The following is a 12761-nucleotide window of genomic DNA, read 5'->3' on the forward strand; positions in this document are numbered from 1 at the left end:
CTAATCATGTCTACAATAGTCTGTACACTTCAACAAAAGTTAAATAACTTAAATTAAAGAAATTTCTTCTTAAAACAATCAAAAAATATTTTACTTTTATCGTGATTTAATTTGTATTTTGCTGTTAAAACTTTTAACGGTAAATTGTATTAAATTCTCAAATTGTTAACCATTTAACTCTAAATAAAAGTGAAAGCAAAAGGCCTGTCTCTCGTATTTTTTGTGTTTTTTATTTTTCAATCCTGCGGTAGAAAATCGGCCGCCGATTTCAATTCGGATTTTTCGTTATTTAAAGACTACATTACCAGTTTTACGGGCGGAATCGTTTCTTCGGATTCTGATATTCGTGTGGTTTTGGCTTTCGATAAAAACGATTGGAAACCAAATCAGGAATTAGACGATGATTTGTTTGATATTTCGCCAAGTGTAAGCGGGAAAGTCGTTGCGCTTTCGACCAATACATTAGCTTTTATTCCAGAAAAAAAATTAAAACCGGGAACAGAATATCAGGTTACTTTAAACCTGGATAAACTGACTGCAATACCAAAAGAGAAAGAAGAGACGCTTTCTAAATTTAACTTCACAGTAAAAACGGTTAAACAGGATTTTACCATAAATACAGGTGATATTCAATCATACAGCAAAGAATATCAATATTTAAACTGCGTTTTAAAAACAGCAGATAATATTGATATTGAAACCGCTCAAAAATTGGTTGAAGCCAAGCAAGAAGGAAATGATCTTAAAATTAAATTTGAGAAAGTATCCGGGCCTTCTAAGGAATTCCGTTTTATTATCGACAGCATTCAGCGTCATTCTGAAGCCACAAATGTTGAGATTTTATACGATGGAAATGATTTTGATATTGACCAGAAAGGACAAATCGATTTTCCTGTAACAAGTATAAACGAATTTAAAATTGTAAGAGTTGAAGTTGCGGACGGGAATAATCAGCAGGTTTTAATTAATTTTTCTGAACCATTAGAAAAAGGTCAGGATTTCGCGGGATTGGTTTCGATTCAAAATACCAATAATTTGAAATTTTCTACACAAGGAAATTTATTGAAAGTGTATTTTACTAATCAGGCGGCTTCTAAAAAAGAAAAAGCAGTTCCGGTTGTTGTAGAAGAAGAACCAGTTTATGCAACAGTAGATTCTGCTGCCGTTGCCGTAGACTCAGCAGCAGTTGTTGTCGATTCAGCAGCAACAGCAGTTGAAGATATTGTAGAGGTAGTGCCAGACGAAGAGCCTGAACAAGTTATTACAGGAGAATTATTACTTGAAGTTTTTGAGGGAATTGAAAGCCAGTATGGTAAAAAAATGGAAGCCAATTATTCTGAGAAAATATCATTTGATCAGATAAAGCCAAATGTTCGTTTTGTTAAAAACGGAACTATTTTACCAAGTTCGAATAATTTAAAACTAAATTTCGAAGCCGTAAATTTAAGCGCAGTTGATGTAAAAGTATATAAAATTTACAAAAATAATATTCTTCAGTTTCTTCAATACAATGAATTAAACGGAGCGCAGAATCTTAAGAAAGTAGCACAGCCAATTGCAAAAACGACGCTTAATTTAAAAGAAAGTACGCTCGTAAATCTCACAAAATGGAATACGTATGCTTTAGATTTATCTAAAATTATCAAGCCGGAACCGGGAGCGATCTACAGAGTAGAGTTTGAATACAAAAAGAAATATTCGCTTTATAAATGTGAAACATCAGAAGGAAATGACGATGAAGCTGAGGAAGAAGAAGTAGATGAAAATGATGTAAACTACAGCGGCAACTCTTATGACGATTATTACTATGATGATTATGACTGGAGAGAAAGTCAGGATCCTTGCAGTGGTTCGTATTATTATAATGCCAAGATAGCAACCAATATTTTAGCTTCAGATTTAGGAGTTATTGCAAAAAGAGGAGAAAATAAATCGTATTTATTTGCTGTAAATAATATAGTTACGACAGAGCCAATCTCAAACGCAAGAGTTGATTTATACAATTTCCAACAACAAAAAATAGGATCTGAAGCAACAAGCAGTGAAGGGATTGCTTCTTTCCAACTGGACAAATTCGCTTATTTTGCTATTGTTACCTTGGGAGACCAGTCGACTTATGTGAAATTGGATGATGGGCTTTCGTTATCAGTAAGTAATTTTGATGTTGCCGGCGAGACTTTGCAAAAAGGACTGAAAGGTTTTATTTATGGAGAAAGAGGCGTTTGGCGTCCTGGTGATAATTTGTATTTGTCTTTCATATTGAATGATGCTGCAAATAAACTTCCAAAATCACATCCAATAAAATTCAGATTAAACGATCCAAATGGAAAAACAGTTTATCAAACCGTTCAAAAAACTAATGATTTAAATCATTATGCCTTTACAGTACCAACAAATCAGGATGCTCCAACAGGAAATTGGGAAGCAATGGTAAGTGTGGGCGGAGCTAAATTCTATAAAAGCATTAAAATAGAAACGATTAAACCCAATCGTTTAAAAATCAAGAACACGTTTAGCAGAAAAACACTTTCAGCTTCTTATCCAAATACAGACAACCTAGAAGTAACATGGCTTCACGGTGCTATCGCGAAAAATCTGAATGTAGAAATGCAGGCTAAATTTTCGCAGCAAACGACTACATTCAAAGGGTATGAGAAATTTAGTTTTGATGATATCGTTCGTAAATTCAGCACAGAAGAAATCAATATTTTCTCTGGAAAATTAAATGAAAACGGAAAAGCTTCTGTCAATATTCAGCCAAGATTACAAGGTCAGGCTCCAGGAATGCTGCGTGCTTCATTCATCACAAAAGTGTACGAAGAAGGCGGTGATTTTAGTACAGATGTTATGTCGACAACTTATTCGCCATACAAAACGTATGTAGGGATAAAATCGCCTGAATTGAACAAGTATAATATGCTTGAAACCAGAGCTAATAATCGTTTTGAAGTAGTTACTGTTGATGAAAACGGAAGACCAAGAGCAGTTAGAAATCTTGAAGTAAGAATTTATAAAGTCGACTGGAGATGGTGGTGGGATTCTTCAAGCGATAATTTATCGAATTATAATTCATCGAACTCAACAACGGCTTATAAATCTACTATAATTGATACCGATTCTAACGGAAGGGGAAGTTTTCAATTTGCTTTAACCGATGAAGAATGGGGGCGTTATTTAATTCGCGTTGAAGATACAAACGAAGGGCACGCAACTGCTTTAACCGTAAATATCGATTGGCCAATATGGTCTGGAAAAACACGAAACAGAGATGCCTCAACAGCTAATATGTTAGTTTTTTCTACAGATAAAAAGAATTATGCCGTTGGAGAAAAAGCACAAATTTCTTTCCCTTCAAGTGAAGGCGGACGTGCTTTAATTTCAATTGAAAATGGATCGAGAGTAGTGCAGACGCTTTGGGCTGAAACTAAGAAAGGAGAAACAAAAGTCGAAGTTCCTATTACAGGAGCTATGGCACCAAACGTTTATTTTAATATCACATTATTACAGCCTCATGCCACAACTAAAAACGATTCGCCAATACGTATGTATGGAATCGTTCCTATTGAGGTGGTGGACAAAAACACAATTTTGGCACCAACCATTAATATGCCGGATGTTTTAAGACCAGAACAGCCATTTACGGTTAAAGTAGGGGAAAAAACAGGTAAAGAAATGACGTATACGATTGCCGTTGTTGATGAAGGACTTCTGGATTTAACCCGTTTTAAAACACCAAATGCATGGGATAGTTTCTATGTTCGTGAAGCTTTGGGTGTAAAAACCTGGGATATTTACGATGATGTAATTGGTGCTTACGGCGGAAAAGTAAACCAGATTTTCAGTATTGGAGGAGATCAGGATTTAGGCGGCGGAAAAGCTAAAAAAGCCAACCGTTTTAAACCTGTAGTTTTATATTACGGACCTTTTAAATTAGGAAAAGGAGAAACAAAATCACATGAATTAAAGCTGCCAAAATATATAGGTTCAGTGAGAACAATGGTTGTAGCCGGAGATGCTGCAACAAGCGCCTACGGAAGTGTAGAAAAAGCAACTCAGGTTAAGAGCCCGTTAATGGTTTTGGCTTCATTGCCTAGAAAAATTTCTCCATCAGAAAAAGTAACGATTCCTGTGACTGTTTTTGCTACAGAAAACAAAATCAAAAATGTTTCAGTTCAGATAAAAACAAGTAACGGATTAAAAGTAGCGGGAAGTGCCGTTCAAAAACTAAGTTTTGCACAACCAGATGAAAAAATGGCCTATTTCAATTTAGTTGTAGGTGCTGCAACCGGAATTGCAAAAGTTCAGGTTATTGCAACATCCGGAAGTGAGAAATCAGTTTATGAGGTTGAAATTGATATGACAAATCCAAATCCGGTTACGAGTACATTTACTGATGTAGTTTTAACACCAAACAGCACTAAAACACTTTCATGGAAAACATTTGGAATTGCCGGAAGCAATAAAGCAAGATTAGAAGTTTCATCTATGCCGTCAATGAATCTGAATGGAAGAATGCAATTTTTAATTCAGTATCCGCATGGTTGTGTAGAGCAGACAACTTCGTCAGTTTTCCCGCAATTATTCTTAAGCGATGTTGCTGATATTGATGTAAAACGAAAAGATATTATTCAAAAAAATATAGCAGCCGGAATTGCCAGATTAGGAAATTTCCAATTATCAAACGGTGGATTGCCTTACTGGCAGGGAAATGCAATTGCAGACGATTGGGGAACTTCTTACGCGGGACATTTTTTAATTGAAGCAGAGAAAAAAGGATATGTACTTCCAATTAATTTCAAATCAAAATGGTTGTCATATCAGCAGAAAGAAGCGAAACAATGGCGTTTTGAACCGAAATATGGAAATGATTTAGCTCAAGCGTATCGTTTATACACTTTAGCTTTATCAGGAAATGCTGATTTATCTTCTATGAACCGACTTAGAGAAACAAAAGGCATTTCGAATGAAAGTATGCTTCGTTTAGCAGCAGCTTATGTGCTGGCAGGGCAAAAATCGGCGGGACAAAGTTTATTCCTGAAAACAAGTATTGATGGTGATTCAGACGGATATAGTTATTACTATTATGGCTCAAGCGAAAGAAACAGAGCAATGGCTCTGGAAACTATGCTGCTTTTAGGACAAACGCAGAAAGCATTCACGATGGCGACAAAACTAGCTAAAGAAATGTCGGCTAATCAATGGATGAGTACGCAGACAACAGCTTACTGCTTGTATTCAATGTCGAAATTTGCGATTAGCAGCGGTCCAAAAGGAATTAATATTCAGTTTAACAAAAATGGAAAAGGAGAAACGATAAACACATCAAAAACAATTGCTGATCGCAGTTTGTCTGTTTCAAGCGGAACAAACAGTATTACGTTGAAAAATAATAAAAACAATACGGTTTATATTCGTGTTCTAAATTCTGGAATTCTGCCTATTGGAGAAGAAAATGCAGTTCAAAGCGATGTTTCGGCAAGTATTGTTTTCAAAAACAGAAAAGGAGGCGTAATAAATGTTTCGAGAATTACTCAGGGAACAGAATTTATTGCTGAAGTTACAGTTAAAAACCAAAGAGGCGAAAGCGTTCAAAACGTAGCGTTATCACAAATTCTGCCTTCAGGATTCGAAATTGTAAATACTCGTTTCACAGATTACGGAGATGCAGTAAACAACATTGCCGATTATATTGACATTCGCGACGACAGAACTAATTTCTATTTCGGAATGAAAGCCAGAGAAACCAAAGTTTTCAGAATTCTGTTAAATGCATCGTATTTAGGGAATTATTATTTACCAGGATTACAATGTGATGCTATGTATGATAATACATTCTTAGCCAGAACAAAAGGATTTTGGGTTGAAGTTGTGAAGTAGTTTTATGAATTTATGTAAGTATCCTAACAGGTTTCCAAAACCTGTTAGGTATTACATTAAGTTTTTAGTAAAAGAAAAACATACCTAACAGGTTTTAGAAACCTGTTAGGATATTAAAAAGAATAAGATTGTGGAGAAGGACGTTTTTGAGGCAGGACAATATTATCATGTTTATAACCGAGGGAATAATAGTGAGAATATTTTTATTGAGGAGAGAAACTACAACTACTTTTTAGGAAAGGTTAAAAAATATATTTTACCCATTGCAGATATCTATGCTTATTGTTTGCTAAAAAATCATTTTCATATTGTTCTAAGGATAAAAGATAAAATTGATCTTCCAGAGAAGTTTAAAGAAAAAATCCATTTATCATTTTCTAATTTATTTAACTCTTATTCTAAAAGCATAAACAAGGCTTACGATAGAACAGGAAGCTTGTTTCAGGAACATTTACAGAGAAATAGAATTGAAAATGAAGAGTATTTGAAGCAATTAATCTTGTATGTTCATTTAAATCCCGTCAAACATAAATTTTGTAAAGATTTTCAACTTTATAGACATTCATCATATCGTTCCTATTTATCTAACAAGCCTAGTAATATTGATCGGGATTTTATTATAAAATTATTCAACGACTTAGAAAATTTTATATTTTGCCATGACGAAAGAAGACTAATTTATGAAGGAGTGCTTAATGATGTAAATTTACTAGATCAATAAAAATTGTATTCGACTATCCTAACAGGTTTCCAAAACATGTTAGATGTTTTATAGATATAGAGAAGAAATTTTTATTTTTCCTTTTAGAAATGAATAAGTAATACCTAAAAGGTTTTGGAAACATGTTAGGATATGAAACAAAAATGTAATCTTGAAAAATAAATTAAAAGCGTTTTTTCAACGCATCATAAACTGGATAAAGAGAAACAAAATAAAATCAGCAATTGCATTTGTGCTCTTGCTGATTTACTATTTTTCGATACCCCGAACTTTATTCAAAGAACCGTATTCAACCGTAATTGAAAGTAAAGAAGGAGAGTTACTCGGCGCTAAAATTGCCCGTGACGGACAATGGCGTTTCCCTGCACAAGACAGTGTTCCTGATAAATTCAAGAAGTGCATCGTTAATTTTGAAGACGAATATTTTTATAAGCATCCGGGATTTAATCCGGGAGCAATGGTAAATGCTTTCAAGCAAAACAGAAAAGCAGGAAAAGTAGTTAGAGGAGGAAGTACCCTGACACAACAAGTTATTCGGTTATCCCGAAAAGGAAAAAACAGAACCTATTTTGAAAAACTGATTGAAATAATTCTCGCAACTAGATTAGAGTTAGGATATTCCAAAGATGAGATTCTCGAAATGTATGCAGCGCATGCGCCATTTGGAGGAAATGTTGTAGGATTGGAAATGGCCTCATGGCGTTATTTTGGTGTGCAGTCCAATCAATTATCTTGGGCAGAAAATGCTGTTTTAGCCGTTTTGCCAAATGCACCAAGTTTGATTTATCCTGGAAAAAATCAGATAAAATTATTAAACAAACGAAACCGACTTTTATTAAAACTGCATCAGGAAGGCATAATTGACAAGCAGACGTATGAACTGTCTGTAGAAGAACCGTTACCTCAAAAACCGTATGATCTGCCTCAAATTGCACCTCATTTATTGCAGAGAGTAGCGAAAAGTGAAGAAGGAACACGGGTAAAAACCACGATTGATTATGCGTTACAAAACAGAGTAAATCAAATTGCAAGATATTATTACAATCAATACAAACAGAATGAAGTTCATAATCTGGCTATATTGGTAATTGATGTTCAAAACAGAAATGTAATGAGTTATGTTGGAAATTCTCCAACAGACAAAGATCATCAAAAAGATGTTGATATTATTGATGCGCCAAGAAGTACCGGCAGTATTTTAAAACCACTTTTGTACGGCGCCATGCTCGATGACGGAGAATTATTACCTAATACTTTAGTAGCCGATGTTCCAACACAGATTTCAGGATACACGCCTCAAAACTTCAATTTGACATTTGACGGTGCTGTTCCGGCACATCGTGCATTGTCGCGTTCGCTAAATATTCCCGCAGTTTTAATGCTTCAGGAATTTACGGTAAATAAATTTTACGAAGAACTTCAAAAATTCAAATTGAAAAATATTAATAAAACTCCAGACCACTATGGTTTATCACTTATTCTGGGTGGTGCCGAAAGTAATCTATGGGATTTATGCAGAACGTATGCTAATTTATCTTCAACATTAAATTATTATACTAAAAATAAAAGTCAATACAGAACGAATGAGTTTACAGATCTGAATTATAAAAATGATTTTAAGCCCGATTTTGGATCAGAAACCAATCAGAAGAATATTCTGGGCGCTGGATCAATTTGGTTAACGTATAACGCAATGGAAGAAGTGAACAGGCCGGAAGGGGACGAAGCCTGGAAGTTTTATGACAGTTCGTTGAAAATTGCTTGGAAAACAGGAACAAGTTTCGGGAATCGAGATGCATGGGCCATTGGAACAAATTCAAGATATGTGGTAGGAATTTGGGTTGGAAATGCAACTGGAGAAGGAAGACCAACTTTAACCGGAGTTACGAGCGCTGCACCAATCTTATTCGATATTTTTAATTTGCTGCCCAGACAAAGATGGTTTGAAACGCCGTATAATGATTTAGCCGAAGTTGAAATTTGTCGATTAAGTGGTTATTTGGCAAAAGACAATTGCCCAAAAATTAAACAATGGGTTTCTAAAAAAGGGAAATCAACAAAAGTCTGCCCATATCATAAAACGATTCATTTAGATAAAACAGAACAATTCCAGGTAAACAGCAGCTGCGAAAGTGTCGAAAATATTGTAACTAAAAACTGGTTTGTTCTGCCTCCTGTTATGGCGTGGTATTATAAAAGCCAGCATATTGAATATCTGCCTTTACCGCCATTTAAGGAAGGATGTGAGGGAACACAAACGATTACAATGGATTTTATTTATCCAAAAGCAAACAGTAAAATCTATTTGACTAAAGATTTTAACAGTAAAGTACAGCCCGTAATTTTAAAAGTAGCCTATTCAGAAAGAGATAAAGAATTGTTTTGGTATGTGGATGATGTGTACAAAGCCACTACAAAGACCTTTCATGAGCTGCCCATAACACCAACTACAGGAATACATTATATTACTGTTGTAGATGAATCAGGAAATGAAATAAGACGCAGAATTGAAATTGTGAGGGAATAATAACCGATTGTCAGGCTGAGCGAAGTCGAAGCCCACGTACCAATTGGAGTGAACTTCGACTTCGCTCAGGGTGACATTAGTATTCAAATTACTTTTTAAATATAGTTTTTGAACATAAATTTCCGCCACGAATTACACCAATTGACACAAATTAATTCGTGCAAATTCGTGTAATTCGTGGCGAAAAAAAAGCACAAAAAAACCGCCAGTCTCACGAAAGGCGGTTGTTTGTTTTTTATTCTGAAATAACATTTCCTTTTTTGTCGTAGAAATGGTATTCTAAGTACGTGTAAGCGTCACGAGGTATGATTTTCACCCATTTCTTATGTTCAAAAAACCATTTTGAACGTAATGATGGAAAACCTTTGCTGAGGTATGCAGCCACAAACGGGTGTGTGTTAAGCACAACCTTATTGTGGGTTTTTAAAAGTCTTTCTAAGTCAGATGTGATCTTGTCAATTATTAATATTGGTGCTTCAATTTCACCATTAACTTTATTTGGATCTTCTTCTCTGGTTTTTATGTTAACTTCTGGTCTTACTCGCTGTCTGGTAATCTGAACAAGTCCAAATTTACTTGGCGGTAATATTTTATGCTTTGCTTTATCGTCGCTCATTTCTTCTCGCAAGAAGTCGAACAAAACTTTCCTGTTTTCAGGATTAGACATATCGATAAAATCAACTACTATAATTCCGCCCATATCTCTCAGACGAAGTTGTCTTGCGATTTCTGCTGCGGCAATCATATTTACTTCCATGGCTGTGTCTTCCTGGTTGGTTGCTTTATTCGAACGGTTTCCGCTGTTAACGTCTATAACGTGAAGAGCTTCAGTATGTTCGATGATAAGGTAAGCCCCTTTACTCATAGAAACGGTTCTGCCAAAAGAAGTTTTGATTTGTCTCTCTATATTGTATTTCTCGAAAATTGGAGTGTCATTTGATTGATAAAACTTAACAATCGATTGTTTTGAAGGTGCAATTTCTTGCAGATATTCCTTCGTTTGATGGTACAACTCTTCGTCATCTATTTGAATACCGCTGAAGGTATCATTAAATACATCTCTTAATATCGAAGAAGCTCTGTTAAGCTCTCCTAATACTTTTGATGGATGATGAGCAGTTGGTAATTTTTTACACATTGCAGACCATCTGCCAAGCAGGTTCTGCAAATCTTTTTCTAATTCGGCTACGTTTTTGCCTTCGGCTACTGTGCGAACAATAACACCAAATCCTTTAGGTTTGATCGATAGAACAAGTTTTTTTAGACGATCCTTTTCTTTTTTGTCTTCTATTTTTTGAGAAATAGAAACACGGTCAGAAAAAGGAACTAGAACAATAAATCTTCCAGCCAATGAAAGCTCAGCACTTATTCTTGGGCCTTTGGTTGATATAGGTTCTTTAACCACTTGAACTAAAACAGATTGATTGGCACTTAAAATATCAGTAATGATGCCATCTTTGTCAATCTCTTTTTCAAACTGAAAGGTTTTTAGGGAGAAATCTTTTAATTTACCTGCGCTTACAAGTTTTATGAATTTCAGCTGAGAAGCTAAGTTTGGACCTAAATCATGATAATGTAAAAAGGCATCTTTTTCGAAGCCTACATTTACAAAAGCAGCATTAAGTCCGGCAACTGGTTTTCTGATTTTGGCAATAAAAATATCACCAACCTGAAAGTTGCTTTTCTCTTCTTCTTTGTGTAATTCAATTAGTTTTCCATCTTTTAATAAGGCAAAATCTACGGCTTCAGAACTAGATCTAATGATTAATTCTTTATTCACACTGTAAATTTTTATCTGTTTTTTCAGAAAATAGAGTATAGAGAGAAGAGCATAGATTTAAAAATCTAAAATCTGGAATCTAAAATCTAAAATCTTATCTACAGATGGATTAAACAATATTTTAACAGGTATTGAACCCGGGGAAAGAAGATTAGTGGAGAATAGAGCAAAGAGAATAGACTTTTTGTGGTCTATATTCTATTTTCTTTTCTTTTTCATCTTTTTTCAATTTCAATGAACGTTTAAAAAGAAAAAAGTAGTTTAAAACTACTTTTTCTTTTTGTGGCGGTTAGCTCTCGCTCTTTTTTTACGTTTGTGAGTAGCTACCTTATGTCTCTTTCTTTTTTTACCACTTGGCATATCGTGTCAGATTTTATGTTAATTAATATTATTTTGCTTCGTTGTTAGTTTTTACTCCTTCTACAAATACTTTTGCTGGTTTAAAAGCAGGGATGTTGTGTGCTGGAATTTTAATTGTAGTGTTTTTAGAGATATTTCTACCTGTTTTTTCAGCTCTGGTTTTTACAATAAAACTACCAAAACCTCTTAGGTATACGTTGTCTCCTGTTTCTAAAGAAGTTTTAACTTCTTCCATAAAAGTTTCTACTGTTGCTTGAACATCTCCTTTTTCAAGACCTAATTTCTCTGAAATTTTCGCTACGATATCTGCTTTCGTCATTTTCTTTCCTATTTTATTTTATAAATGGTGTACTATTTTTTTGAGTTTGCAAATATAGGAATTAAAAAAATAATTAATCAAGCTAATTCGTTAAATTTTAATTACATAAACATTTACTTTTGCATTTTAAGGATTTGACGATGGATTTTTATAACAAGCTGATAAAATGGTATTTACAAAATAAACGCGATCTTCCGTGGCGAAAAACGGCCAATCCGTACCATATTTGGCTCTCAGAAATTATGCTGCAACAAACAAGAGTTGTGCAAGGAACGCCTTACTTTTTTGCTTTTACAGAGGAATTTCCTACAGTTTTTGATCTTGCAAATGCATCAGAAGAACAGGTTTTAAAACTTTGGCAGGGACTTGGATATTATTCCCGTGCCCGAAATTTACACCTAACAGCAAAATATGTCGCAAATGATTTAAATGGAAGTTTTCCTCCTTCTTATAACGAGCTCTTAAATTTAAAAGGAGTTGGGGAATATACCGCAGCAGCCATTGCTTCTTTTTCTTATAATGAAGCGGTGCCTGTAGTAGACGGCAATGTGTTTCGAGTACTTTCTCGTTATTTTGATATTGAATCTGATATTGCACTGCCGGCCACAAAAAAAGAATTTACCAAATTGGCTTATGAATTAATGCCAAAAGACAATCCTGCTGTCTTTAATCAGGCAATAATGGAATTTGGTGCGCTTCAATGTGTGCCTAAAAGCCCTAACTGTTCGATTTGTATTTTTAATGACGGCTGTTTGGCTTTGCAGAAAAAGAAAGTCAGCACACTTCCTGTGAAATTAAAAAAAGTAAAAGTTACAAACCGGTTTTTTAATTATTTTATTTTTGACGATGTTTTAGGAAATACGGTTATACAAAAGAGAACCGCAAAAGGAATCTGGCATAATTTATATGAATTTCCGCTTTTGGAAACCAGTGCAATTGTAGATTTTGATTATATTTCTGAAACTGTAAAAAACAATCTGTTTTTAAATTATACTATATTAAGTATAGAAGAATGCAGCGACGCAGCCATAATTCATAAGCTTTCGCATCAACATCTTCATATTCAATTCTGGAGAATAAAAATTACAGATGTTCTTGAAAATGGAATTGATCTAAAAACTTTAAAAACTTTTCCTTTTCCTATTGTGATTTATAATTTTATAGAACGAATTTGAAT

General features: G+C 34.5%; 6 protein-coding genes. 4 read left to right on the top strand and 2 right to left on the bottom strand.

The window, feature by feature from the left end; translation table 11 throughout:
- Positions 1-189: 189 nt before the first annotated feature.
- From L1276_RS10205 to pbpC, 3 genes are all read left to right on the top strand, one after another.
- On the top strand, positions 190-5877 hold the full coding sequence (locus L1276_RS10205; protein WP_253787419.1) for an MG2 domain-containing protein: 5688 nt from the start codon (positions 190-192) through the stop codon (positions 5875-5877).
- A 130-nt stretch (positions 5878-6007) separates the two neighbouring features.
- Positions 6008-6598, top strand: a complete 591-nt coding sequence (locus tag L1276_RS10210; protein ID WP_253787421.1) for a transposase — start codon at positions 6008-6010, stop codon at positions 6596-6598.
- A 151-nt stretch (positions 6599-6749) separates the two neighbouring features.
- Positions 6750-9125, top strand: a complete 2376-nt coding sequence (gene pbpC / locus L1276_RS10215; RefSeq protein ID WP_253787423.1) for a penicillin-binding protein 1C — start codon at positions 6750-6752, stop codon at positions 9123-9125.
- Positions 9126-9360: 235 nt separating this feature from the next.
- Here the strand turns inward: pbpC and L1276_RS10220 are convergent, their stop codons facing one another.
- Positions 9361-10905, bottom strand: coding sequence for a ribonuclease E/G (locus L1276_RS10220; RefSeq protein ID WP_109191684.1), 1545 nt, complete (start codon positions 10903-10905; stop codon positions 9361-9363).
- 388 nt (positions 10906-11293) lie between these two features.
- Positions 11294-11584 carry an HU family DNA-binding protein gene (locus tag L1276_RS10225; protein ID WP_007805026.1) on the bottom strand — a complete coding sequence of 97 codons (291 nt, stop codon included), beginning with the start codon at positions 11582-11584 and terminating at the stop codon, positions 11294-11296.
- A gap of 140 nt (positions 11585-11724) precedes the next feature.
- Between L1276_RS10225 and mutY the strand changes: the two genes are divergently transcribed.
- The gene (gene mutY, locus L1276_RS10230) at positions 11725-12759 is read left to right on the top strand and encodes an A/G-specific adenine glycosylase (RefSeq protein WP_253787425.1); all 1035 of its coding nucleotides are present in this window, start codon (positions 11725-11727) and stop codon (positions 12757-12759) included.
- Positions 12760-12761 lie beyond the last annotated feature (2 nt).

The organism is Flavobacterium sp. HSC-32F16, assembly GCF_024171645.1.
In the GTDB taxonomy this organism is placed as follows: Bacteria; Bacteroidota; Bacteroidia; order Flavobacteriales; family Flavobacteriaceae; genus Flavobacterium.